The organism is Flavonifractor sp. An4, assembly GCF_002161755.1.
GTDB classification, from domain to species: domain Bacteria; phylum Bacillota; class Clostridia; order Oscillospirales; family Oscillospiraceae; genus Flavonifractor; species Flavonifractor avicola.
This window is the reverse complement of record NZ_NFIL01000007.1, coordinates 32272-57262: the sequence shown is the minus strand read 5'-3', so window position 1 is coordinate 57262 and position 24991 is coordinate 32272. Positions and strand designations below refer to the sequence as shown.

Annotated in this window: 25 protein-coding genes, 1 other RNA gene and 1 other annotated feature; of the genes, 17 read left to right on the top strand and 9 right to left on the bottom strand. The window is 58.0% G+C overall.

Annotation, left to right across the window (positions count from 1 at the left end; translation table 11 throughout):
• Positions 1-69: 69 nt before the first annotated feature.
• The 3 genes from B5F94_RS16690 to spoIVB all read right to left on the bottom strand — a co-directional run bounded on the left by B5F94_RS16690 (position 70) and on the right by spoIVB (position 4703).
• Positions 70-1935 (bottom strand): tetratricopeptide repeat protein, encoded by a 1866-nt coding sequence (locus tag B5F94_RS16690; protein WP_143383244.1) that lies wholly within the window; start codon positions 1933-1935, stop codon positions 70-72.
• Positions 1932-3473 (bottom strand): WG repeat-containing protein, encoded by a 1542-nt coding sequence (locus tag B5F94_RS05030; protein WP_087328360.1) that lies wholly within the window; start codon positions 3471-3473, stop codon positions 1932-1934. The genes B5F94_RS16690 and B5F94_RS05030 overlap by 4 nt, the downstream gene beginning before the upstream one ends.
• 183 nt (positions 3474-3656) lie before the next feature.
• The gene (gene spoIVB / locus B5F94_RS05025; RefSeq protein WP_087328356.1) at positions 3657-4703 is read right to left on the bottom strand and encodes a SpoIVB peptidase; all 1047 of its coding nucleotides are present in this window, start codon (positions 4701-4703) and stop codon (positions 3657-3659) included.
• 261 nt (positions 4704-4964) lie between these two features.
• Here spoIVB and B5F94_RS05020 point away from each other — a divergent pair, with 261 nt between their 5' ends.
• Positions 4965-5480 carry a DUF6512 family protein gene (locus B5F94_RS05020; RefSeq protein ID WP_087328352.1) on the top strand — a complete coding sequence of 172 codons (516 nt, stop codon included), beginning with the start codon at positions 4965-4967 and terminating at the stop codon, positions 5478-5480.
• 257 nt (positions 5481-5737) lie between these two features.
• On the top strand, positions 5738-7972 hold the full coding sequence (locus B5F94_RS05015; RefSeq protein ID WP_204220753.1) for a bifunctional metallophosphatase/5'-nucleotidase: 2235 nt from the start codon (positions 5738-5740) through the stop codon (positions 7970-7972).
• A gap of 64 nt (positions 7973-8036) precedes the next feature.
• Here B5F94_RS05015 and B5F94_RS05010 read toward each other — a convergent pair whose 3' ends face one another.
• Positions 8037-8285, bottom strand: coding sequence for a TIGR03905 family TSCPD domain-containing protein (locus tag B5F94_RS05010; RefSeq protein ID WP_087328348.1), 249 nt, complete (start codon positions 8283-8285; stop codon positions 8037-8039).
• 144 nt (positions 8286-8429) lie between these two features.
• Here B5F94_RS05010 and B5F94_RS05005 point away from each other — a divergent pair, with 144 nt between their 5' ends.
• Complete coding sequence (locus B5F94_RS05005; protein WP_242965591.1) at positions 8430-8990, top strand: TetR/AcrR family transcriptional regulator; 561 nt, start codon at positions 8430-8432, stop codon at positions 8988-8990.
• Between the two features lie 229 nt (positions 8991-9219).
• Complete coding sequence (locus tag B5F94_RS05000) at positions 9220-10467, top strand: cation:proton antiporter (protein ID WP_242958814.1); 1248 nt, start codon at positions 9220-9222, stop codon at positions 10465-10467.
• A 60-nt stretch (positions 10468-10527) separates the two neighbouring features.
• Here B5F94_RS05000 and B5F94_RS04995 read toward each other — a convergent pair whose 3' ends face one another.
• From B5F94_RS04995 to B5F94_RS04985, 3 genes are all read right to left on the bottom strand, one after another.
• The gene (locus B5F94_RS04995; protein ID WP_087328341.1) at positions 10528-11010 is read right to left on the bottom strand and encodes a DUF4358 domain-containing protein; all 483 of its coding nucleotides are present in this window, start codon (positions 11008-11010) and stop codon (positions 10528-10530) included.
• Positions 11011-11055: 45 nt separating this feature from the next.
• A complete protein-coding gene (locus B5F94_RS04990; RefSeq protein ID WP_087328338.1) occupies positions 11056-12354 on the bottom strand; it encodes an S-layer homology domain-containing protein in 1299 nt (432 codons plus the stop codon).
• 249 nt (positions 12355-12603) lie between these two features.
• Positions 12604-15264, bottom strand: a complete 2661-nt coding sequence (locus B5F94_RS04985; protein ID WP_242965590.1) for a transglycosylase domain-containing protein — start codon at positions 15262-15264, stop codon at positions 12604-12606.
• A gap of 229 nt (positions 15265-15493) precedes the next feature.
• Here B5F94_RS04985 and B5F94_RS04980 point away from each other — a divergent pair, with 229 nt between their 5' ends.
• The 6 genes from B5F94_RS04980 to B5F94_RS16680 all read left to right on the top strand — a co-directional run bounded on the left by B5F94_RS04980 (position 15494) and on the right by B5F94_RS16680 (position 19338).
• Positions 15494-15808, top strand: coding sequence for a DUF1292 domain-containing protein (locus B5F94_RS04980; RefSeq protein WP_242965588.1), 315 nt, complete (start codon positions 15494-15496; stop codon positions 15806-15808).
• 10 nt (positions 15809-15818) lie between these two features.
• Positions 15819-16021, top strand: a non-coding RNA gene (gene ssrS / locus B5F94_RS04975) — 6S RNA.
• A gap of 176 nt (positions 16022-16197) precedes the next feature.
• Positions 16198-17796 (top strand): peptidylprolyl isomerase, encoded by a 1599-nt coding sequence (locus tag B5F94_RS04970; RefSeq protein ID WP_087328332.1) that lies wholly within the window; start codon positions 16198-16200, stop codon positions 17794-17796.
• A gap of 52 nt (positions 17797-17848) precedes the next feature.
• The gene (locus B5F94_RS04965; protein ID WP_087328329.1) at positions 17849-18568 is read left to right on the top strand and encodes a tRNA threonylcarbamoyladenosine dehydratase; all 720 of its coding nucleotides are present in this window, start codon (positions 17849-17851) and stop codon (positions 18566-18568) included.
• 45 nt (positions 18569-18613) lie between these two features.
• On the top strand, positions 18614-18982 hold the full coding sequence (locus B5F94_RS16685) for a TSUP family transporter (protein WP_204247469.1): 369 nt from the start codon (positions 18614-18616) through the stop codon (positions 18980-18982).
• On the top strand, positions 18982-19338 hold the full coding sequence (locus B5F94_RS16680; protein ID WP_204247468.1) for a sulfite exporter TauE/SafE family protein: 357 nt from the start codon (positions 18982-18984) through the stop codon (positions 19336-19338). Before B5F94_RS16685 ends, B5F94_RS16680 begins: the two co-directional genes overlap by 1 nt.
• Positions 19339-19345: 7 nt before the next feature.
• On the opposite strand, the gene ruvX is transcribed toward B5F94_RS16680, so the two are convergent.
• A complete protein-coding gene (ruvX, locus tag B5F94_RS04955) occupies positions 19346-19765 on the bottom strand; it encodes a Holliday junction resolvase RuvX (protein WP_087188158.1) in 420 nt (139 codons plus the stop codon).
• 321 nt (positions 19766-20086) lie between these two features.
• On the opposite strand from ruvX, the gene rpmG reads away from it, so the two are divergent.
• From rpmG to rplL, 7 genes are all read left to right on the top strand, one after another.
• Positions 20087-20251, top strand: a complete 165-nt coding sequence (gene rpmG / locus B5F94_RS04950) for a 50S ribosomal protein L33 (protein ID WP_087188137.1) — start codon at positions 20087-20089, stop codon at positions 20249-20251.
• A 43-nt stretch (positions 20252-20294) separates the two neighbouring features.
• Positions 20295-20579, top strand: a complete 285-nt coding sequence (gene secE / locus B5F94_RS04945) for a preprotein translocase subunit SecE (protein WP_087188136.1) — start codon at positions 20295-20297, stop codon at positions 20577-20579.
• 10 nt (positions 20580-20589) lie between these two features.
• Positions 20590-21111 carry a transcription termination/antitermination protein NusG gene (nusG, locus tag B5F94_RS04940; RefSeq protein WP_087328325.1) on the top strand — a complete coding sequence of 174 codons (522 nt, stop codon included), beginning with the start codon at positions 20590-20592 and terminating at the stop codon, positions 21109-21111.
• A 93-nt stretch (positions 21112-21204) separates the two neighbouring features.
• Positions 21205-21630 carry a 50S ribosomal protein L11 gene (gene rplK / locus B5F94_RS04935; protein ID WP_087188134.1) on the top strand — a complete coding sequence of 142 codons (426 nt, stop codon included), beginning with the start codon at positions 21205-21207 and terminating at the stop codon, positions 21628-21630.
• A gap of 21 nt (positions 21631-21651) precedes the next feature.
• Complete coding sequence (gene rplA / locus B5F94_RS04930) at positions 21652-22344, top strand: 50S ribosomal protein L1 (protein ID WP_087188133.1); 693 nt, start codon at positions 21652-21654, stop codon at positions 22342-22344.
• 115 nt (positions 22345-22459) lie between these two features.
• Positions 22460-22595, top strand: a sequence feature (ribosomal protein L10 leader region).
• Between the two features lie 45 nt (positions 22596-22640).
• Positions 22641-23183 carry a 50S ribosomal protein L10 gene (rplJ, locus tag B5F94_RS04925; RefSeq protein ID WP_087272719.1) on the top strand — a complete coding sequence of 181 codons (543 nt, stop codon included), beginning with the start codon at positions 22641-22643 and terminating at the stop codon, positions 23181-23183.
• A 51-nt stretch (positions 23184-23234) separates the two neighbouring features.
• On the top strand, positions 23235-23609 hold the full coding sequence (gene rplL, locus B5F94_RS04920) for a 50S ribosomal protein L7/L12 (RefSeq protein ID WP_087188131.1): 375 nt from the start codon (positions 23235-23237) through the stop codon (positions 23607-23609).
• Between the two features lie 89 nt (positions 23610-23698).
• On the opposite strand, the gene B5F94_RS04915 is transcribed toward rplL, so the two are convergent.
• Entirely contained in the window at positions 23699-24958 is a 1260-nt protein-coding gene (locus tag B5F94_RS04915; RefSeq protein WP_087328322.1) for a diaminopimelate decarboxylase, read from the bottom strand.
• Between the last annotated feature and the right edge of the window lie 33 nt (positions 24959-24991).

The following is a 24991-nucleotide window of genomic DNA, read 5'->3' as shown; positions in this document are numbered from 1 at the left end:
GAGCGCCGGAGAACCGCACTGATTCCCCGGCGCATACTTGCTTTTGTCCTTCTGCTGCTTCCAGTTCTGTTACCAAATCAGCAGCAGCAGCTCTTCCTCTTCTCTTCTTTTTCGGGCCTCTTCTGCACGTCTGGCTTCTTCCACACGTCTGGCTTCTTCTGCACGTCTGGCTTCTTCTGCACGTCTGGCTTCTTCTGCACGCCGGGCTTCTTCCGCACGTCTGGCTTCTTCCGCACGTCTGGCTTCTTCCGCACGTCTGGCTTCTTCCGTACGCCGGGCCTCCTCCTCACGTGCGCGTTCCGCTTTGACGTCTGGCATATGCTCCAGCACCGCATCTGCATAGCCCTGCAGCTGGGGATACTGTTTTGCAGCCCTCTCCAGCGCCCTTAGGAATCCTTCCGCACAGTCGTCTCCCGGCCACTCGGGGTGACTGACCAGCTGCTGCAGGGCCTGTCCATAGGAAAGCCAGTAGGCCAGGTCTTTTTCATCGTCTTCGATGTAGCAATACAAAGTGGTTACCAGCTTATCCAGGTAGCGGAGCCGTTCAGCGGAGGTACACTGGGACTTTACCAGAGCCTTCAGCTCCCGGACGGTCTCCTGATACTTCCCCAGGTTTCCAAGGGCCAGGGCAATATAATAGGACTGGCCGGGTTCCCCCGCAGCCACCGCCTTTTCATACCAGCGGATGGCCTCCTCCCATCGTTTCAGCTGATAGCAGGCGTTCCCCATATTTTTAAAGATAAAGGAGACCGTTCCACGCTCCGCGGCGGGCAGCCCCCACCGCAGCGACTCTTCATACTCGCCCAGCTGATTGAAGTGATAGGACAGATTGCCCCGGGCGTAATCATCCTCACCCACCTCACGCAGATAGCGCTGATAGTAGTCGATACAGTAGCGGTGATCGTCCTCCGTAAGCGACTTCTTTGCCTTGCTGAATGCATAGGCCACCCGGAACTGACGGCCATGCTGATAAAAATTTGTCTTGTCCAGCGACTCCTGGTAGAGCTGGTTGGCCTGTACGTAGTCGCTTTTGTCGTAGTAGTGGTCTCCAGCCTGAAAGTAGTAGGTACACGCCCGGGACTTGTCTCCCTTGGCCACATAGGCCCGGGCCAGCCACAGGGATTGCTGTGCATTGAGGGCGGAGTTATTTTTCGCCAGATGCTCCTCGTACTCCGTGAGTTCCCGGATGATGGCGTCACAGTGCTCCGCCGCGTTGGAGCTCTGGGCCAGTGTCTGGGCAATCAGTCGGTTCAGTTCCCAGGTGTCGTGGAGGTTTCGTGCCTGGTAAAAGAGGTCCAGAGCACGCCGCAGCTGGCCCTGATTCAGGGCATTCTTTCCCTGGCTGACCAGGCTTTGGCTCTGACTTTTCCGCTGTTCTTCCTGGCGCTGGCGCTCCCTCTCCTGCCGGAGCTGTTCCTGACGCTGCCGCTCCTGCCGCTCCCGCTCCCGGCGAAGCTGTTCCTGACGCTGCTGCTCCTGCCACTCCCGCTCCCGGCGAAGCTGCTCCTGACGCTGGCGCTCCCGCTCCTGCCGGAGCTGTTCCTGGCGCTGCTGCTCCTGCCATCTCTGGCGCTCCCGGCGCTCCCGTTCCTGCTGTACCTGCTGTTCCTGCTGCTGATACTGCCGGTAAAACCGCTGAAACGTCCCGCTCTCCACCGCACCGTTGTGCTGGTCCGCCCAGTAGCGGTCTACAAAATCCGCCAGGACCTGCTTGGGGCATCGGGGATAGGCGCCGCCGTTTTTGCCGGTGAAGCCATAGGCCCGCATAAGGCTGGACACCAACCGACCGGGCTGGTCGGAGCGGATACCCAGCCGGTCCTCGCCTACCTCGTTCATGTTCCAGCCCTTGACCAGGTAGTAGTACATGGCGTCTACGCGTTCCTCAAAATCCAGCTGCCCGATGGCTTGGAGGTCGTTGTCGGTGGCGTAGATCATGCCTGCTCCTCCCGGTGAAGGTGCTCCTTCCAGAAGCCGTTCGGGTCAATGGTCCCCACAAAGCCGCCCTGATGTACCCGGAACCCATCCGACCAGAAAGGCTCAAGCTGACATTCGATCCGGTCATAGCGGCAGGGCACCACATACTTCTCCGTGTTCCAGTTAAATACTCCCAGCTGGCCAAACCGATCGACCAGCAGGACATAGAGGTTTTCGCCCATTTCCTGAATATGGGTGAAGGCCAGCGGGGTGAGCCACCGCTCCACCTGGAGCTTGCCCGTCTCATTGTGGTTGCTCAGCCGGGCCACCGCCCAATAGCCCTCCTTTTCGATCAGGGCGTTCCTCCTGCTGATACATTTTTTTACGGTGAAATCCGGCAAAGGGGCGGATACTGCTTTCCTGCAGTCATCTACCAGCCACGTGGAGGGGGCTTCTGAATCGGTTGCCACCCAGTGGATACAATCGGTTCTGAGGCAGTGCTGCAAGGACAGAAAGCCAGGCAGGAAGGTCACATCCCATTGCTGGAAAAGCACGGGTATATCAATCAGCTTTCCTTTCTCCGCTTCCGAAGACGGGCGATAGAGCAGGGATTTCTGGTCGCAGCTGTACCGACGCCAGCCGTTGGTCTGAGGAAGCTGGTTCTGGTCCTCGACGTTAAAAGCCGCCGTCAGATCCAGCCAGATATCCTGCTGGTCATAAGGGTCCTCCACGGAGCAGACGATCTTAAACTGCGTGATCCACTCGCAGATCTCATCCTTGCACCAGGCAAAGATACAGCTCACCTCATCTTCATAGCTTGCCACCAGAATCTCATCAAACTGGGGCGGGACGATCTGGGTGAAATGACGGCTGACATAACCCCACTTGCCGTCAGGCTTGGTCCGGTAGCGGTAGCCCATGATTTCCTCCCCATCTGACCACGGATCTGTCTTGCCCATGAGGGGCTCGCAGGCCGCCAGTTCCACCACCGGGCCGTCCGTGCCGGGCAGGGAGATAAACTCCTTGTTCTCCTCGTCAAAGAAGCAGGGAGCGCCGTTGCGGGTGATGAGGGAACAGCTCTGCTGCGGCAGAGGCTCCGCCCATCGGCGCACCTCAGGGCTTTCATCATCCGGCTCCCCATCCTGAAGCTCATCGTCCTCCGCGCTCTCTTCCTCCTCCAGCGCGCAGGTCACCAGATCCAGGTCGAAGTCCTCCGAGACCTCCGCCCAGCCAGCGATGCCGTGGAAGATGGAGGACAGGGCCGTGGGCGTGCCGGCGTTGGTCTTGAGGTGGAAGCGCTCGGTGCCCGCAATGGTGCTGGTGCCCTTTCCCTTCTCTCCCATCAGGCAGGTCTTGTCCTCCTCTAGCAGCTTCTGCAGCAGAGCCTCACCGCCCAGCTCCATCAGCCGGTCAAAGGTCTTTCTGTGGTTTTTTCGCACGGATTGCTCCTGGAAATCCAGATCAAAGACCCCGTTCCCATCCTCAAAAACAAAAGGAGTATCCGCCAGTTTTATGCGCAGGTTTTTATCCCGCAGGCATTCGCTGAGACAATACTGCATATGTTCCATCCTCTCTTTGCGGCTTCAAGCCGGCTTCTTTCCAATTCTTTAACAGTTTAGCATATTTTCTTTTCCATGAACAGAGCGATTAAACACCTTTCCGGCTTTTGGATATGCGCCCTTCCATCTTCCATAAAAACACCCGGACGGTCACTCCAGACCGTCCGGGCGTATTGTTATGCCTTAGACCTTTTCTCCAGCCACATCCAGCATATTTTCAATCAAAATCCCGTAACCCTGGGTGGGATCATTGACCAAAACGTGGGTCACGGCTCCTACCAATTTACCATCCTGGAGAATGGGTGAGCCGCTCATACCCTGCACAATGCCGCCTGTGGTATCCAGCAGTCGGGCGTCAGTCACTTTCAGCATCAAATTGCGGGTATCTCCCTCTTTTTCGGGAAAAATACGGGTGATCTCCACCTCATACTCCTCCACCTGATCGCCGGCCACATTGGACAAAATGACCGCCGGGCCCACCTGGACCTGGCTGCGTTCCGCCACTGGTACCGGCTCCATGCCGTCAGTCATGGTCTCATCACTGATCTGGCCAAAGACGCCGCTGCAGGTGTTGGACCACAGCACCCCCAGATCACGGTCGGTCTGAAAGGCTCCGTGGAGTTCCCCCGGCGTTCCCTTCGCGCCCTTCTGCACGTCGGTGACTTCGGAATAGAGGATGGACCCGGACTGCATAGGCATCAGCTTTGCCGTATCCACATCGTTGATACCGTGGCCCAGAGCGCCGAAAGTACCAGTCTCGGGATCGCAGAAGGTCATGGTGCCGATACCGGCCATGGAGTCTCTGATCCAGGCACCCAGTTTATACTGCCCGTCGGCACTGCACTGGACCGCCTGGGCGGTAAACTGGACCTCTTTGTCGTCCCGCACCGCACGAATGCTCATGGTCTGGTCCCCCACCTGCTGCAGCACGGCCTGGACCTCCTCGATGCTATCCACTTCTTCCCGGTTGATGTGGGTGATGATATCCCCTTCCTTCAGCCCACAGTCCCGGGCCGGGGTGTAACTGCCGTCAGCCGCCGTCACCTCACCAAAACCAACCACCATCACGCCGTCGGAAAACAGTTTAATCCCTACGGTACGGCCCATGGGGATCACTTCTCTGGTTTCCGCCGCCCTGACGGGCTGGAACCAGGCCGCCCAGGCAAGCAGCAGCACTGCTGTCAGCACCGCGCCCACCCAGGGCCTGATCTTTGGTTCTTCTTTTCCCATTTCGCTGTCCACGCTCCTTCCCAAAATCATTGGCGTTTTGTACGCCTGTTACTAATATGGTTTTCAAATGGACGAACCACGCTGGCAATGAAATGTTCCTTTGGCTTGGTACTTCTTTCCAACTGCCGCCCGGCAGATTGTTGGCGCTTTGCCCCTGTTCTTTTCTCCCCCTGTTTCCTGCTTTTTATCTGGAGGCTCTGTGGTATTTTTTTCTTTTGTTTGCATATGTTACGGCATATAAGACGAAAGGATGTGTCCGCCATGCCGCGCCTGAGCAAGACCGAGTGGATCGCTTTTGTTGCCGCCACAGTGGCCGGCGCCTGTCTGCATTTCCTCTATACCCTGCTTCCCTGTCCTGCCACCGCTCTGGTAGCTCCGGTGCGGGAGAGCCTATGGGAGCACGTCAAACTGCTCTACTGGCCCTGCCTCATTGCCGGGCTGGCTCTGCGCCGCCGGCAGCCTGAGCTGCTGGGACAGCGGGCCTTTGCCCTGCTGGCAGCCACGGCCGGAATGCTGGGAATCGGCTACCTCTACCACATTCCTTTTCAGGGGGACTCCCTTATCTTTGATATCGTCCTCTATCTATTGATGATGGCGGTATTTTTCCTGCTGCCCCATCTGCTCCACCAGCCCTTCTGGCAGAACTTCCGGGAAGTGCTGGTCCTGCTGGTATTGGTACTGGGAATCGCCACACTTCTGTTCACCTTTCTGCCTCCCAACGGCCTTCTCTTTACCGATCTGTCCGGCACTCCCACCTGGGTCACTCTGCCCTGCTGAAGCAAGTCCCCGGAGCGTTTCTCCGGGGACTTGTTGTCTTTTCTGCCTTTCTGCCTGTTTTACCAAAACCACATAAAATTTACCTACTTTCTACACCGGGCCCCCTTGTATTTTTGTTTCCGTTTTGTTACCATTATGATATCCGATTTGCCCACATCCAGAGGAAATCTTTATGTGCTGCGGATGCGTTCAGGCTCCATCCAGCCAGCCGAAAAGGTCCCCTCCGGTAGGGCCCGGAAGGAAAGGTGGAATGTTTCATGAGAAAACACACACGCAAGTTCCTGTCCCTGTTCCTCTCCCTGTCCATGGCCAGCAGCTTCTGCATCCCCGCCATGGCTGCCGAGGGGGACACCACCGCTGCTACGGATGACGGTATTGTGGTGCTGTACACCAACGACGTCCACTGCACCAGCGACGACGGTATGTCCTATGCCGCCATCGCCGCCTATAAGGCCGAGATGGAAGCCAGCTACGGCGCCGACAACGTTACCCTGGTGGACAACGGCGACGCCATCCAGGGCGGCATCCTGGGCTCCCTGTCCAAGGGCAGCTGGATCGTGGACATCATGAACAATGTGGGCTACGACATTGCCATCCCCGGCAACCATGAGTTCGATTTCGGCATGGATACCTTCCTGGACATCGCCAAGAACCAGGCTGAGTACACCTATGTCAGCTGCAACTTCGTGGACGCCGACGGCAAGGCCGTGCTGGAGCCCTACACCATGGTCACCTACGGCGACGTGGACGTGGCCTATGTGGGTATCTCCACTCCCGAGACCCTGACCAAGTCCGCCCCCGCCTACTTCCAGAACGACAAGGGCGAGTACATCTACGGCTTCTGCCAGGATAAGGACGGCAAGGCCCTGTACGACCAGGTCCAGGATACTGTGGATGCCGCCCGCAAGGCCGGCGCCGACTATGTGGTGGCCCTGGCTCACCTGGGTGAGGACGCCCAGAGCTCTCCCTGGATGTCCACCGAAGTCATTGCCAATACCACCGGCATCGACGTGGTGCTGGACGGCCACTCCCACACCACCGAGCCCTCCAAGACCGTGAAGAACGCCGACGGTGAGGACGTGCTCCTGAGCCAGACCGGCACCAAGGCCGAGTCCGTGGGCAAGCTGGTCATCGCTCCCGACGGCACTATGACCACCGAGCTGGTTGCCCTGGCTGACGTGGATACCACCTCTCAGGCCTACACCACCGCCAAGACCTTCATCGAGGGTATCCAGGCTGAGTACAAGGCCATGTCCGAAGAAGTGGTGGCTACTTCCTCCGTGGACCTGACCATCAACGATCCCTACACCGGTGAGCGTGCTGTCCGCTCCGCCGAGACCAACCTGGGCGACCTGTGCGCCGACGCCTACCGCGTGCTGCTGGGCGCTGACATCGGCTTTGTCAACGGCGGCGGCGTCCGCGACAACATCGCTGCCGGCGACATCACCTACGGCAACATCATCGCCGTCCATCCCTTCGGCAACCTGGCCTGCCTGGTTGAGGTCTCCGGCCAGCAGATCCTGGATGCTCTGGAGCTGGGCTCCATGCAGGCCGGCGTGTCTGAGAGCGGCGGCTTCCTGCAGGTCTCCGGCATCAAGTACACCGTGGACACCTCCATCCCCACCTCCGTGGAGCTGGACGACGCTGGTAACTTCGTGAAGGTGGCCGGCGACCGCCGGGTCAAGGATGTTCAGGTTCTGGACAGCGAGACCGGCGAGTACACCGCCATTGACCCCGAGGCCACCTACACCCTGGCCTCCCACAACTATATGCTCAAGGACGGCGGCGACGGCTATGCCATGTTCGGCGCTGACAACGTGAAGATCCTGAAGGATGAGGTCATGGTGGACAACGAGGTCCTCATCAACTACATCAAGGACGAGCTGGGCGGCGTGGTAGGCGAGCAGTACGCCAATCCCAGAGGCGACGGCCGCATCACCGTTCTGTACGCCGACGCCGACTTCTCCGCCTGGTACGGCGAGGCTGTCCGCTATGTGGTGAACAATGATATGATGAGCACCACCAACGGCTTCAGCTTCACTCCCTTCGGCCAGGTGAGCCGCGCCACCGTGTATCAGGTGCTGTACAACATGGAGGGTGCTCCCGCCGTGGAGAAGACCACTGTCACCGACACCGAGGGCAAGTGGTACTCCGACTGCATCAACTGGGCCGCTTCCGTGGGTCTGTTTGAAGGCACCACCTTCGGCGAGGATCAGACTATCACCCGCGCTGAGATCGCCGATCTGATCGCCGCCTATGCCGAGTACAAGGGCATCCAGGCCCCTGCCGCCGACGGCTCCATGGAGAAGGCTCCCGACTATGCCTCCATCCCCGCTGAGTCTCTGGACGGCATGACCTTCTGCTACTACGCCGGCATCATGACCGGCAACGAGGCCGGCCAGCTGATGCCCGCCGGTCAGCTGACCCGGGTGGAGTTTGCTCAGGTTCTGTCCAACTTCGGCGCCCTGACCGCCGAAAAGCCTGCTGCCTGAGGCTCACTCCTGCGTATACAAAAAAAGCTGGGGCGTGCATATGCACGCCCCAGCTTTTTTCTGTTTAGGCCTGTACCGCCTGTTTCAGCGCCTGGGCCAGCTGGTCCGGGCAGGAGGTGGCTTTGAAGCCGCAGCGGATGCCTTCCAGCCGCCGGATGGCCTCATCCACCTTCATACCCTCCACCAGACGGGAGATTCCCTGAAGGTTGCCGTTGCACCCGCCCTGGACCTGCAGGGAGCGGATCACGCCGTTCTCCACATCCACCACCATGCGGTTGGAGCAAACGCCCCTGGGATGATAATCAATGGTCATATTTCTCTCTCCTTTGATGTTCCCGTTTAACGGGGCAAATCATACCATACTTTGGACAGGATTGCAATTCTTTATACCATTGTGATATAATAGCCGCAAAGCGGCGGTTGCTCCCGCCGGTCTGAACGAGAGGAGGTGTGCCCATTGGCTCCCAGCACCAAACTGGCTCTTGCCAATTCTCTACGGCGATTGCTGCAGAAGAAGTTTCTGGACGATATTACCGTCAAGGAGATCGTAGAGGACTGCGAAGTCAACCGGCAGACCTTCTATTATCATTTCCAGGATATCTATGATCTGCTCCACTGGTTTCTGGAGCATGAGACCGCCGAGGTCCTGCAGCCCTGCACCTCCTGGCAGGAGGCTTTGATGACCTCCTTCCACTACATACAGGAGAACCACGTCATCATCTATCACATCTACCGCTCCAGCGGCCGTGAGCACCTGGACTGTCAGTTCTTCACCATGTCCCACGCCTTGACTGCCAAGCTGCTGGATACTGCCGCCGAAGGTCTTGTCCTGGCGGAGAGAGACCGGGAATTTCTCATTGATTTCTATATGTACGCCCTGGCCGGCACCATGCTGGGCTGGCTGGCCGACGACATGAAAGAGGAACCATCGGAGCTGGCCGCCCGCATCAGTTTTTTATTAGAGGACGAATTCCGGCGGGTTGCGCAGCGTTTCTCCGCCCCCTCTCAACCATCCTGATTTATCCATCTATGTATTTCCCCGGTAAGAATTGTTTCAGGCAGTTCTTACCGGGGAATTTTCTTGTCACTTTTTTGAGTTGCATTATGGCGGCGGCCTAAAATTCTATCCAGGTTGCCAATTGACTTTTCGCCCAAAATAAACTACCATCTCTAGTGTATTTTTACTATAAGAGAGAGGGGTGTGGGCTACGAGTTATCATTTTTTATTTGAAATCGCGGTCATCCTGTTGAGCACCAAGGTCCTGGGAATTGTAACCAAACGTTTTGCATTGCCCCAGGTTGTCGGCGCGCTGTTGGCCGGACTGCTGTTGGGCCCCGCTATGCTGGGCGTGCTTCAGGAAACCACACTGATGGACCAGCTGGCGGAATTGGGTGTTATTGTCCTCATGTTTAACGCCGGTCTGGAGACTGACCTGGGCGAACTGAAGAAGGCAGGCGCATCCGCTTTCATCATCGCCCTCATCGGTGTTCTGGTCCCGCTGGCAGGCGGCTTTGCGCTGGCCTGCTTCTTCAATACCGGAACTGACACCTTCCTGCAAAACGTCTTTGTCGGCGTGATTCTGACCGCCACCTCCGTCAGCATCACGGTAGAGACTCTGAAGGAGATTGGGAAGCTGTCCACCCGTTCGGGCAACGCCATTCTGGGCGCCGCCATCATTGACGATGTGCTGGGCATCGTGGCGCTCACCATCATCACCAGTATGTCGGGCACCGGCGCCAATGTGCTGATGGTCCTGCTGAAGATCGCAGCCTTTTTCGCTATCAGTGTGGTGGTATGGATCGTGCTTCACCGGATCGTGGAGTGGTGGTTCAAGCGATATGACCGGGATAAACGCCGGTTTGTTGTGATTTCCTTTGCGTTCTGCCTGCTGTACGCCTACTTTGCCGAGGAAGTATTCGGCGTGGCCGACATCACCGGCGCCTATATCGCCGGTCTGATCTTCGCCAAGACTCCCCGGGTGGCCTACTTGCAGGATCGCTTCGATACCCTGTCGTACACGCTGCTCTCCCCCATCTTCTTCGCCAGCCTGGGTCTGAAGGTGGTACTGCCGGAGATGAGCGGCTCCATCGTTCTTTTCTCCGTCCTGCTGATCCTCTTGGCTGTAGTCTCCAAGGTGGTGGGCTGCGGGCTGGGCGCCAAACTGTGCCGCTACTCCAATCAGGATTCCCTCCGCATCGGCGTGGGCATGATCTCCCGGGGCGAGGTTGCCTTGATCGTGGCCAACAACGGCATTGCGGCGGGGCTGATGAACGACGACTTCTTTGGTCCCGTGGTGCTGATGGTAATAGCGACTACCATCCTCACCCCCATTTTGCTTAAGCTTGTCTACCGCGGCAAGGAAAAGGACTACAGCGACCTGCAGGAGAGCGAGCTGGTCAACCGCTATGAAGACGCTGCCGCCTTCGATTTGGCCGCTCAGGCCCTGCTGGAAGATCACGAACGACTCCGCGATAGTTCTCACAATCAAAAATAAGAACGCAAAAGCTCCGCTGCTATGGCAGCGGAGCTTTTGTTTTTCTAACTACTAACTAAATCAGCCGTTCAGGTAGCTGTTGTACAGCTCCACCAGCTCGTCCTGCTGGGGCGAGATGATAAGCCGCACATACACGCCGTCCCGCTTGACTTCGCTCTTTTCCACGATGGCGTACTGATCGGGCAGATAGTTGTTGAACTCGTTGCGGCGGGCGTCCAGCCGACTCTGCAGCTTGCTCTCCACCGTCTTGGCGCTGTCCTCGTCCTTGGCCTTCACCAGCACGATCTCCTTGGCGGTAATGCCATCTGCTGCAAGGTTGGCGGCAAAAGCCTCCATATCCTCACTCTGGATGCCGTAGAAGTTGAGCATATCGTCCTGACTCAGCTCAATGCCACCCTCAATCGGGGCTTTCTCCAGCATGGCGTCCATCACTTTCGCCACATCCATATCGGCGGTCTTTGTCCCGCCGCTGCAGCCAGCGGCGCTAACCGCCATCATGACAGCCAATGCCAGCAGCAGTACGCTGCGTACTTTCTTTTTCATACGATCACCTTTCCGCGGTTTCTACCGCACTGTTTTTCCATCCGGTCAGCCGTTCTGACGGGCGGCTGCATCCTGCTTCAAATAATCCACCCAGATCCGGCAGGCCTCATCGGTGAAGTGCATCCCCATACCGGAGGCATCGCTGCAATAGGAATCGGGCAGATAGCCTTCCGCGTCAGTGAGCACCGAGGCAATGTCCACATAGTGGTAGCCGTTGCGGTCACACATCTCTTTCAGCTTCTCATTGTACAGCCGCAGGTTTGCGTTGTTCAGCACCTTTTTCTCATTGCCCTTGTGGATGGGGGTGGCCGACTGGACAAAGATCTGAAGATCGGGGGTCTTTTCCTTGATAAGCTTGAGCAGCGTCTCCATATTGGCCACCGAGCCGTCCACGCCATACAGGCCCACATCATTCATACCCAGCAGGATATAGAGCTTCTTGGCGCCGCAGGCGTGGACCGAGTCCTCCAGACGCATCTTGGTGCCCTGGTAGAGGGGATGCACCGACTCGTCGCTGACCTCCCACAGCGCATTTCCGCTGCCCAGGCTGCCGGCGGTAAGGAACTGGGCCCTGCCCAGATAGTCCGGATCGCTCTGGCGCATCTTGGTCACATATCCGGTCAGCTTCAGGGATACCGAGTCGCCTACAAAGACCACGTCGTCAAACCAGGCCCACTCATCTTCAGGTACTGCCGTGGAAACCGTGGGGGTGTCGCCCCCTTCGATCTTGCCGGCCAGATCCAGTGTTTTATAGAGGAGCGTGGCGGTCTCGCTGCGAGTCACCGGCTGGTGGGGCGCCAGAAGTCCGTCCCCGGTGCCGCTGACGATCCCCCGGGCGTACAGATCACCAATGGCCGCCAGGGCCCAGTCGCTCACGGTGTCTACGTCCTGGAAATCGGCCAATCCGCCTGATAGTCCCTCTTTCTGTTCCACGCCGAATACCGGCAGGGCCCGCCACAGGAAGGTAAAGGCCTGCTCCCGGTCCAGGGAGGCCGCCGGGGAGAATTTGGTCTCAGAGGTACCCTGAGAGATCCCCTGCTCTACCGCCCAGCCCACCGCCTGATAGCAGGCGTCCTCCGGGCGCACATCGGTAAAATTGGGCGTGGCTCCGGACGGGCTTCCCGCCGCCCGCCACAGGCTGAGCACAAAGTCACCCCGATTGATCTGGACCTCCCCCAGGAAGTTTCCAGTCTTGGTGGTGTACATCACATCATGTTCCACCATATAGGATACATAGGGGTAGGACCAATGATCCTGTGAAACATCCTGAATGGCGACCCCGGAAGAGCCGCCGGTCATCAGTGCCCCAGCCAATAAAAATGCGACCACCTGTTGGATCAGCATAATATTCCCTCCTGCTGTGATTTGGATTCAGTGTATCAGATTTTTCAGGTTCCGTCCAGAGAAACAGGAAGATTCTTTTTGCTCCATTTTCCTTTTTTCCCACAATGATACGGAAGTATGCTTCAATATCGTTGGGCCCCAACGACTTTGCCCTTTTCCGACCTACTTCTTACGATTTTATGATGGCCCGCAATACCAAAAGCGGAGGAGCCGCCCAAAGGCAGCTCCTCCGCTTTCATACTGATTGGCTCATCCGGCGGGAACGTATGGTTCCTCCGGCGGCATCTCCGGCGTAGGCGCGGGAGACGGCGTTACACTGGGCTCCGCCGTCTCTCCCCCGGACCCGCCCGAATCTGTAGGCTCCGGCGGAACCGTGGGATAGGTGGCCGGGTTGGTGGGATCAAAGCCAGGCCACTGCTCCTGGGTAGGCCAGGTAGATTGGTCCTCCAACCGGAAGGTAGAGGGATCATACTCATCCGGCTCCGGCGGCTCCGGCTCCGAGGTGTGGACCGTACAGCTGCCCTGGGACTCCAGATACGCCTTGGTATACTGGTTGCTGCTGTCTCCGCTGGCCAGTACGCCGATAGACTTCACTGTACCCTCGGTGATCCCCAGCGCCTCGTTTGCCTCTCTGGGACAATAGTCGCCGGCCAGATGGTACAGGCCCTCGATGGGATTGCCGTCGGCATCCAGAATGGGGGAGTCGGTACAGACATCCACCATCGTGTGCTGGTCGCAGTTCTCTACCGGCACATCCTCCGCGAAGAGGTACATCTGGTAGACCCGGTCCCCTCTGGGATCGCTGAGACAGGCCTCGGTGGCCCGCAGCCCGCTGTCCTTACACAGCTGTACCGGCGTCAGTCCGCTGGCCTGAGTGAAGTTCTTGTTATCCAGGCCTTCATGGACCTGACTCATGACCTTCTGCCACAGCACCGCCGCCGGGTTATTGCTGGCATAGATCCGCTCAGGGGTCTTATAACCCACCCACACAGCCGCAGTATAATAGGGCGTATAGCCCACAAACCAGCGGTCGTTGTTGGCGGTGGTGGAACCGGTCTTACCGGCCACCGTCATGCCCGAGATACGGGCGGCGGTACCGGTACCGTTGCTTACCACGTTCTTGAGCATCTCATTCATATAATAGGTGGTCTTGGTGGAGAGAATGACTTCTTCTTCCGTTTCCGTGTTATCCAGCAGCACCTCTTCCACACCGTCCACCTCACGGGTGACCTTGGTGTAGGTCCGGGGCTCGATATACACACCGTCCCGGGGGAACACCGAGTAGGCAGCCGCCATATCCATCACGCTGACACCGTGGGTCAGACCGCCCAGAGCCAACTGGCTGGAACCGTAGTCGTTCTTGACCTCGCCGTTGCTCAGATAGGACTCCTCCAGATCAATGTGGAAATTCTGCTCCACAAAGTCAAAGGAAGTTTCCGCCCCCATCTCCTCCAGAATACGCACCGCCACAGGGTTGGAGGACACCTCCACAGCGGTATTGACCGTAATATCACCGCGGTAGGTCTGGGGATTGTTCAGGGGCCAGTTCTTTCCGTTGAGCACACGCACCGGTTCATCGGCATAGACCGAAGCCGGGGTAATCATACCCAGCTCAATGGCCGGCGCATAGACCGACAGGGGCTTGATGGAGGAACCGGGCTGACGGACGGTGCCGCTGGCCATATTGAGCACCCGGTTGGCCGTCTTTTCGCCTAGGGCGCCCGCCAGGCCCACCACATTGCCCTCGGGGTCAATGATGACAATGGAGGACTGGATATCCTGTCCCTTGGAGGAGGTAAGCACCAGACTGTTCTGATCGTAATAGACCGATTCCACAATGGACTGGATGCGGGTATCCACACAGGCGTAGATCTTCAGGCCGCCGGAGTACACCATGTTCTCCGCCAGCTGCTCGGAGTAGCCATATTCCTCCATCAGGTCGTTGATCACATCGGTGATGACCTGCTCGTCGTACCAGTTGTAAATGGTACTGGGCTTCTTTTCATCTTCGCTGCGGGTGAACACCAGTTCCTCCGCCACAGCTTCATCGTACTCCTCCTGGGAGATCATGCCCAGGTCCAGCATCTTCCACAGCACCAGTTCCTGGCGCTGCTTGTTGCGCTCCCGGCCGGTGGTGACCTCGCCGGTCTCCTCATTGGTGATACGAATGTTGGAGTTGGGGCCATACAGGGTGGGGTTATTGGTGATGCTGATGAGGCTGGCGCACTCGGCCAGACTCAGCTCGGACACGTCCTTGCCAAAGTAGTTTTCGGCGGCGGTTGCCACACCGTAACAGTTGTCGCCCAGATAGATTAGATTCAGATACCACTCCATGATCTGCTCCTTGGAGTAGGTGGCGTCAAAGTCCAGGGCGGTAAAGATCTCCAGGATCTTACGCTTGACGGTAACGTCGTCATACTGAGTGGCGTTCTTAATGAGCTGCTGGGTAATGGTGGAGCCGCCCTGGATATCCTTTCCGGTGAACATGAGCAGCACGCCGTTGAGGGTACGCTTCCAGTCCACGCCATTGTGGGTCAAAAATCGCTCATCCTCAATGGCAATGGTGGCGTTGACCAGATTTTCCGGGATCTGATCGTAGGTCACTTTCTTACGGTTCTCTGTACCGTGAAGGGAAAAATGTTCCTCGTATTCTCCCGTCTCCTGGTTCATATAATAGATGGTGCTGGTCAGGTTCATATCAAAATTGGCGTCCAGATGGGCCTGAGGCAGGATGACTGTTTTGATATAGACCATGGCGAAGCAGACGAGGATGATCCCGGTGATCAGCATGACCAGCAGGAAGGTCCCCACGACCTTGCCCACGATTCCCAGGATATGCATCGCGGGACTGTAGGTCTTTTCGCTCCGGCGCCTGGGCGGCCGGGGACTTTGATTGGATCTTGACGGCAAAAATGACACCTCCGTATGGGGTAAGCAGGCTTTTGGTACTGCTATCTGCAACTAAAGCTTACAGAGAATCGATGCTATTATATCACGTTCTCACCTGTTGTCCACCCTCTTTCCCGGCTTTTTTGTATCCATTCCGTGATTCAAAAAAATTTTAGCACGTCCTGCTCTTGCATTTTACTCAACTACAAGCTACAATAGAGACGACACTAAGGAAGGTATGGTGCCATCTATGAGTGAAGAATTTGGCCCTGATTTCATCACCGTTACCGATGAAGAGGGCAACGAGTTTGAGCTGGAGCACGTTGATACCCTGGACTACAACGGTCAGACCTATATGGCCTTTTTCCCCGCCATTCAGGGCGAGGAACAGGAGGACGGCGTGGAAGAGGTGGACCTGGACGACGAGGAAAACGGCCTCATCATCCTGAAGGTGGTCCATGTGGACGGCGAGGACCAGCTCTCCACCCTGGACAGCGACGAGGAGCTGGAACTGGTCTATCAGCAGTTTATGGAAGCTCTCTTCGCTGACGAAGATGATGAGTAAAATCTGAAACTGATTCCTGCTCGGTGCGTGACGGGTTTTATTTAAACCCACATCTCTTAAACGGGACGCCCCCCTCATGGTGCGGACTGCAGGCCTCCCGGCGCCCCTTCGAGGGACGGCTGGAAGTTGGAAGCAACGAAACATCATGGAGGCGACCCACCTGCCATTTCGTGCAGGTTTTAAATGGATCCGCACGGCCAGAGCGGGGCCCCCACGAAACTGTGGTTTCGTGGGGTTTTCTTTTAGCTTTCCCGTTCCAGAGGAAAAAGCCCGTTTTTATACTTGAAAGACAGGCCATTTTCCTGTATAATACAAGCTTGTCTATCCCATTTTGTTGAGAATCCGCCCTGCCACTGGCAGGAACATTGACGAGAGGACTGAAGCAACAAATGAGCGCATCCAGAGAAAAAAAGCAGCGCCGGAGCGATCCCGAGCAGGGCTTGACCCAAAAGCAGCGGGCTGAGCTCCGGGAGCAGAAGGCCGCCAAGCAGAAAACGGTATTGTATACCGCCATCGGCGTGATCATCGCCATCCTGGTAGTCATTCTGCTGGTGTGGCACTCCGGTATTTTCCAGCGCGGCGCCACCGCCCTCACCGTGGACGGCCGGAATTATAATGTCAACGATGTGGAATACTATTTCTACGCGGCCATGGTTGAATCCTATTCCAACGGCGCCTCCTTTGATCCTCAGACCGACCTGCGTGAGCAGTATGTGGACGAGGAACAGACCCAGACCTACTATGACTACTTCCTGGAGAAGGCCATTACCGACCTGACCGAAGTGGCCGCTGTGGAGAATGCCGCTGAGGAGGCCGGGTATACCTTTACCGACGAGGATCAGGCCACCGTGGACAATTCCATCGCCTATATGAAGAGCTATGCCGCCCAGCTGGGCGCCAGCAGCTTTGAAGGCTACCTGAGAAGCACCTATGGCAAGTATATGACCGTGGGCGCCTATGAGGACTGTGTCCGTCGGGATGTGCTGGTTTCCAGCTATAAGAACGCCTATATGGACGGTCTGGATATCACCGACGACGCCATCCAGACCTACTATGACGAGCACAAGAATGATCTGGACAGCTTCACCTTCCGCTCCATCCAGATCGACGGCACCGCTCCCAGCGGCACCGACGAGGAGGGCAACACCGTGGAGCCCACCGAGGAGGAGTCCGCCGCCGCCATGCAGGCCGCCAAGGCCAAGGCCGACGAGTTCGCCGCTGCCGTGGAGGCTGCCGAGGACAAGGAGGCCACCTTTGCCGAGCTGGCTCCCAACTATGTGTCTGAGAGCAGCAAGGAGAAGTATGAGAGCGATCCTGACTACTCCCTGACCACCGCTCTCTCCGGCACCAGCGTCTCCAGCCGCACCTACGGCGAGTGGATGCTGGATGCCTCCCGCACCACCGGCGACGTGGGCGTGGTGGAATATGATACCGGCTACTATGTGGTGCTCTTCCAGGAGCGTTACCTGGACGAGACTCCCACTGCCGACATCCGCCACATCCTCATCAAGGCTGAGCTGACCCAGGAGGATGATCCCGCCACCGAGGATGTGGACGAGTCCACCGTTCCCACTCAGGAGGCTCTGGACGCCGCCAAGGCCGAGGCCCAGTCCCTGCTGGATGAGTGGAACGCCGGCGACAAGACCGCCGAGTCCTTCGGCGCTCTGGCCGAGGCCAACTCCGACGATCCCGGCTCCAACACCAACGGCGGTCTGTATGAGGAGGTCTACAAGGGTCAGATGTTCGATGCCTTTAACGACTGGATCTTTGATGAGGCCCGTCAGCCCGGCGACACCACCCTCATTGAGAACACCAACTCCGGTCAGCAGGGCTGGCACGTGGTGTACTACCAGGGTGCCAACGATCCCGTCTGGAAGCTGGACGCCGACAGCGCCCTGCGTCAGGACGGTATGAACACCTGGCTCACCGGCCTGACCGAAGGTCTGGAAGCGGTCCAGGGCGACGGCATCAAGTATGTAAACGACTAACGACCAAAAGGCGGACGGAGCCCAGCCCCGTCCGCCTTTTTTCGGAGGCTTTATGGACGAAAAATTCTTACGCACCCAAATGCTGCTGGGCGACCAGGCTATGGAGCGCCTGACCGCCGCCCATGTGGCGGTATTCGGCCTGGGCGGCGTGGGCAGCTGGTGCGCCGAGGCCCTGGCCCGCTCCGGCGTGGGGGCCCTCACTCTCATCGACCATGACGAGGTGGGACTCACCAACCTGAACCGTCAGGTGGAGGCCACCCTGTCCACCCTGGGCGTGCCCAAGGCCCAGGCCATGGCGGATCGCATCGCCGACATCAATCCCCAGTGCCACACCACGGTCCGTGTGGAAAAGTACGAGGCCCAGAACCGGGAGTCCTTCTTTTCCACAAAGTACGACTACATTGTGGATTGTATCGACCTGGTGTCCTGCAAACTGGACCTGATCGAGACCGCCATCACCCGAAAGATCCCCATTCTCTCCGCCCTTGGGACCGGCAACAAGCTGGACCCCTCCCTGTTCCGCATCGGGGACATCTCCAAAACCGAGGGCTGTCCCTTGGCTCGGGTGGTCCGCAAGGAGCTGCGGGCCAGAGGCATCCACCACCACCGGGTGCTGTGGTCCCCGGAGGAACCCAAGGCAGCCACCCAGCATGAGGCTCCTCCCCCCGGCCGCCGCTCCGTCCCCGGCAGCGTAGCCTGGGTACCGCCCGTAGCCGGGCTCATGATAGCCGGCGATGTGGTACTCACACTGTCCGGTCTGCAAACCGTATAAAAACATCCCTCCGCCGGCAAACTAAGGCCAACGGAGGGATGTTTTTTGCGTCAGAATCATGGAACATGGCTCCGCCCCGCTCTGGCAGGAGGGGCGGCGGGCTTAGTCAACGGTTTTTTCGGGGGCGGGGGCGGTATGGTGCTGGTCCCCCTGCTGGCAGGCTGGTGCGGCCTGGGACAGCGGAAGGCTTTCGCCACCTCAGTCGCCATCATTCTGCCCATGTGTGCCCTGTCCGCCGCCATCTATCTGCTCCGGGGCGGCGTGGATTTGTGGATGGCCCTGCCCTATCTGGTGGGGGGCTTGCTGGGCGGTCTCCTGGGCGGGAGGCTGTTTCGGCGCATGAATATGGTGTGGCTCCGACGGCTCTTTGCCCTGCTGCTGCTCTACGGCGGGGTAAAGGCCCTGTTCTTCTGATGGGCTGGCTGACCGCTATTCTGGCAGGGGTTCTTACCGGCATCCTGTCCGGCTTTGGGGTGGGAGGCGGCACCCTGCTGCTCATCTATCTGACCACCTTTGCCGGTATCGCCCAAAACCAGGCTCAGGGCATCAACCTGCTCTACTTTCTGCCCTCGGCCGCCGCGGCTCTGCCCGCCCACATTAGGAACGGTTATGTGGAAAAGCCGGTTCTGCTCCCCGCCATCCTCACCGGCCTTGTGTGCGCGGCTTTGGCCGCCTGGGCGGCCACCGGGCTGGACACTGCCCTGCTGCACCGCTGCTTTGGAGGATTTCTTCTGATAGTGGGCTTGCGGGAGCTGTTCCGGAAAGGGTAGGTATTCCTTATCCTCTGGCCCGCTTGAAGGTGAGGTAGCCCTCCAGGATCAGGGTGGCCGCAACAGCATCCACTGTCTTCTTGTGGTTTTTCATCTTCTTGCCCGAGGCGTGGAGGATGTTGTGAGCCTCCACGGTGGTGCGCCGCTCATCCCACAGCACCGGCTTCAGGCCGCAGGTCTCTTCCACTTGGGCCGCAAAGGCCTTGTACAGCTCCGCCCGGGGGCCCTCGGTGCCGTCCATATTCCGGGGAAACCCCATCACCAGCTCGTCTACCTGGTGTTCCTTCACCAGCCGGGCCAGCTCCTCCGCCACCACATCCGCCTTGCGGCTGTGGATCACGGTGGTGTAACCAGCCAGCAGGCCGGTGGGATCGGAGATGGCAACGCCCGTCCGGGCGTCGCCGTAATCAATGGCCATGATACGCAAGATCATCACTCCTTTTTCTGCTTTCTACACTATACAAAAGGAATGAAGAAAAAACAAGTGGAAACTGCTTGACTTTGGTCTCATGCTGTGGTATAGTTCAGATACCTATGAAAAAGGGCTCTTTTTTTGTGCGCATTTTTACGGTGTGATGACGTGCGAAACCCTTCCCTCCGCGTGAGACATAGGGAGGCAAATGTGCCGAATCCGCACCGTGACGTTCCATCCGGCAGCGTTTCGCCGCCGGTACGTGCTGGATTCGGCCTGCGGCCGCATCCGGCATTTTTGCTGTTATGCGGTCAAACAATGAAGGAGGTGCCGAACATGGCGAAGGCCGGCAACCGGGTGAAGATCACCCTGCGCTGCTCCGAGTGCAAGCAGCGGAACTATAACACCAACAAGAACAAGAAGAACACTCCCGACCGTCTGGAATTGAAGAAGTACTGCCCCTTCTGCAGAAAGCACACGGTCCACAACGAGACCAAGTAATGAGCTCTGCAAGACGGCTCAGAAGAAAGAAGGGTTAAACGGAATGTCTGAAAACGAGAAGCTCGAGCAGACCAAGCCCGCCAAGTCCGAGAAGAAGAAGGACGCCAAGGCGGACAAAAAGCCCGGCTTCTTCGCCCGCATCGGCAAGTGGTTCAAGGAACTCAAGAGCGAGCTGAAGAAGGTCCAGTGGCCCACCAAGAAACAGACCATTAACAACACCGTGATCGTCATTCTCTGCTGTATCGTCGTTGGGATCTGCATCTGGGTGTTCGACGCCCTCGCCGGCTCCGTGATTCGTGCCCTGTTGGATCTGTTTGGCAAGGGTTAAGGTGTAGAAGATGGCTGAGAACGCGAAATGGTATGTGGTGCATACCTATTCCGGCTATGAAAACACCGTGGCCGCCAGCATTGAAAAGGCAGTGGAGAACCGTGGCCTGCGGGACCTCATTTTTGAGGTCAGTATCCCTCTGGAGACCGTTACTGAAATTACGGACAACGGCCCCAAGACTGTAGAGCGCAAGGTATTCCCCGGCTATGTGCTGGTCAAAATGGTCCTGACCGACGAGACCTGGCATCTGGTGCGCAACGTGCGCGGCGTCACCGGATTTGTGGGCTCCGGCAACAAGGCCATCCCCCTCTCTGACGAAGAGATCGCCGCTCTGGGCGTGGAAAAGCGCGAGGTAGTGGTGAACTACCAGGTAGGCGACAACGTCAAGATCATCAATGGCGCCCTGGAATCCTTCCTGGGTACTGTGGAGGAGATCGATCTGGACCGCAGCAAGGTCCGGGTGGTAGTCTCCATGTTCGGTCGTGAAACTCCCGTGGAGCTGGAACTGGACGAGATCGAGCCAGTCGAGTAAGCCTCCGGGCACGGCCCCTTTCCCCCGCACGTGGGAGGGACTGCACAGCAGTTCCGCTTCCAACCACATTTATCGTAGGAGGTGCTGTTTCAAATGGCACAGAAAATTACTGGTTATGTGAAACTTCAGATTCCCGCCGGCAAGGCGACTCCCGCGCCCCCCGTCGGTCCTGCCCTTGGTCAGCACGGCATCAACATTGCCGCCTTCACCAAGGAGTTCAACGAGCGCACTAAGAACGATGTGGGCCTGATCATCCCCGTGGTGATCACCGTTTACGCCGACCGTTCTTTCACCTTTATCACCAAGACTCCTCCCGCCGCCGTCCTCATCAAGAAGGCCTGCAACATCGAGTCCGGCTCCGGTGTGCCCAACAAGACCAAGGTGGCCACCATCAGCAAGGAAGATGTGCGCAAGATCGCCGAGACCAAGATGCCTGACCTGAACGCGGCCAGCATCGACGCGGCTATGAGCATGATCGCCGGCACTGCCCGCTCTATGGGCATCGTGGTGGGCGACTAAGCCGAAGGAGGGAATAGAGCAATGTTTAGAGGCAAGAAATATCAGGAGAGCGCCAAGCTCATCGACAAGGGCGCTCTGTACGATACCGCTGAGGCCATGGAGCTGGTGGTCAAGACCGCTCCCGCCAAGTTCGACGAGACCGTTGAGCTGCACGTGAAGCTGGGCGTTGACTCCCGTCACGCCGACCAGCAGGTCCGCGGCGCCATCGTTCTCCCCCACGGCACCGGCAAGACCCAGCGCGTGCTGGTCTTCGCCAAGGGCGACAAGGCTGAGGCTGCTAAGGCTGCCGGCGCCGACTTCGTGGGCGAGATGGACATGGTTGAGAAGATCCAGAAGGAGAACTGGTTCGACTACGATGTGGTCGTGGCTTCTCCCGACATGATGGGTGTTGTGGGCCGTCTGGGTAAGGTCCTGGGCCCCAAGGGCCTGATGCCCTCCCCCAAGGCCGGCACCGTCACCCCCGACGTGGCCAAGGCTGTTACCGAGATCAAGGCCGGTAAGGTTGAGTACCGTCTGGACAAGACCAACATCATCCACTGCCCCATCGGCAAGGTCTCCTTCGGCGCTGAGAAGCTGACCGAGAACTTCAACGCTCTGATGGGCGCCATCATCAAGGCTAAGCCCTCCGCTGCCAAGGGTCAGTACATTCGCTCCTGCGTGTGTGCTTCCACCATGGGCCCCGGCGTGAAGATCAACGGCGCTAAGCTGATGTAATGTAAAATGGGGAGCAGGTTTTCCTGCTCCCCGTTTTTTTCACTCTTTTCCCCAGGATACTTACAAAAAAGTGATCATTTTTCAAAAAAGCACTTGACATCCTTGGGGTTCTATTGTATACTATCAGTCGTGTTCAAAGACAGCAGGCGGCGCAAGCCGTAAGTCCTGCCGAGAATGCAGCCACAACGGAATGAATTTCTTTGTGCTGTTTTCGCTGCTTTGAATGCGAAAACAGCTTTTTTGTTGCGTGACTGCATCGGAAAAGTTGAACTCAAATTCAACGGAGGTGAATCCAAATGCCTAACGCAAAGGTTCTCAGTGAGAAGCAGGCCATCGTGGCTGAGCTGACCGAGAAGCTGCAGACCGCCGCCAGCGGCGTGCTCGTGGACTACAAGGGCATCACCGTGGCCGAGGACACCGCTCTGCGCGCCGAGTGCCGCAAGAACGAGCTGGACTACGCCGTGGTGAAGAACACCCTGGTGCGTTTCGCCATCAACAACGTGGGTCTGAACGAGATGGATGACGTGCTCAACGGCACCACTTCTCTGGCTCTGTCCCACGGCGATCCCATCGCTCCCATGCGTGTGATCAACAAGTTCGCCAAGCAGTTCAACGGTGCTAAGTTCACCATCAAGGCCGGCTTTATGGACGGCAAGGTCCTGTCCATGGACGAGATCATGGCTCTGGCCGAGCTGCCCTCCAAGGAGGTCCTGCAGGCTCAGGTCCTGGGCACCATGCTGGCTCCCATCACCAGCCTGGCCATCGTCATCAAGGCCATCTGCGAGCAGAAGGGCGGCTCTGTCGAGGCTGCCGAGCCCGCCGAAGCTGCCGCCGAGTAATTCCCCGCACCATTCTGTATCAATTATAATTTATTTAGGAGGTTACCTATCATGGCTTCTGAGAAAATCACTGCCCTCATTGAAGAGGTTAAGGGTCTGACTGTTCTGGAGCTCTCCGAGCTCGTGCACGCTCTGGAGGACGAGTTCGGCGTTTCCGCCGCTGCTATGGCTGCTCCCGCCGCTGGCGGCGCTGCTGCTCCCGCTGCTGAGGAGAAGACCGAGTTCGACGTGGTGCTGGCTGAGGTCGGCGCCGAGAAGATCAAGGTCATCAAGGCTGTCCGTGAGATCACCGGCCTGGGCCTGGCTGAGGCCAAGGCTGCTGTCGAGGCTGCCCCCAAGGCTATCAAGGAGGGTGTCTCCAAGGACGAGGCCGAGGAGCTGAAGAAGAAGCTGGAAGAGGTCGGCGCCAAGGTGGAGCTGAAGTAATTCCGCTTTCCAATCGGATGAAAAAGACCTGCTGCATTTGCAGCAGGTCTTTTTTTACCGGGCCGGGAATTTCCCGGCCCAGTTTTGTTTTAATCAAAGATCAGCGTAGCGAAGTAGTCCTCCGGGGTCTCCGCCCGGCGGATCAGCCTGGTGGAGCCGTCCTCTTGCAGGAGCACCTCGGCGGAGCGCAGCTTGCCGTTATAGTTGTAGCCCATAGAGAAGCCGTGGGCGCCGGTGTCATGGATCACCAGCAGGTCTCCCCGCTCCACCTCCGGCAGCATCCGGTCGATGGCAAACTTGTCGTTGTTCTCGCACAGGCCGCCGGTGACATCATACTTGTGGTCGCAGGGGGCGTCCTCCTTGCCCATGACGTTGATATGGTGGTAGGCGCCGTACATGGCAGGGCGCATCAGGTTGGCGGCACAGGCGTCCACGCCCACATATTCCTTGTAGGTGTGCTTGAAGTGGAGCACCTTGGTAACCAGGCAGCCGTTGGGCCCCAGCATGAAGCGGCCCAGCTCGGTGTAGATGGCCACATCCCCCATGCCCGCGGGCACCAGGATCTGCTCAAACTGCTTGCGCACCCCCTCACCAATGGCGGCAATGTCGTTGGCGGGCTGATCAGGCTTGTAGGGGATGCCCACGCCGCCTGACAGGTTGATGAAGCAGATATCACAGCCCGTCTCCTGCTCCAGCTCCACCGCCAGTTGGAACAGGATGCCCGCCAGGGTGGGATAGTACTCATTGGACAGGGTGTTGGAGGCCAGGAAGGCGTGGATGCCGAACCGCTTGGCTCCCATGGCCTTTAACTTTTTGAAGCCCTCAAAGAGCTGCTCCCGGGTAAAGCCGTACTTGGAGTCGCCGGGGTTGTCCATCACCTGGAATCCCTCCGCAGACTCCCCGATGGTGAACACACCGCCGGGATTGAAGCGGCAGGAGATGGTCTCAGGGATATATCCGATGGTCTCTTTGAGAAAATCAATGTGAGTAAAATCGTCCAGATTGATGGTAGCGCCCAGCTGGGCGGCCAGTTTGAAATCCTCCGCCGGGGTATCGTTGGAGGAGAACATGATCTCCGGCCCGGTGAGACCGCAGCGCTGGGAGAGCATCAGCTCGGTGAGGGAGGAGCAGTCGGCGCCGCAGCTCTCCTCCCTCAGGATCTTCAAAATGGCAGGATTGGGGGTGGCTTTCACGGCAAAATATTCTTTAAAGCCCGGATTCCAGGCAAAGGCAGCTTTCAACCGCCGGGCGTTTTCCCGGATGCCTTTCTCGTCATACAGGTGGAAGGGCGTGGGGTACTGCTGGGTGATGGAGCGCAGCTGCTCCGCTGTCACAAAGGGTCGTTTCATGGGTTCACCTTCTTATCTTTTGCTATTTACTAT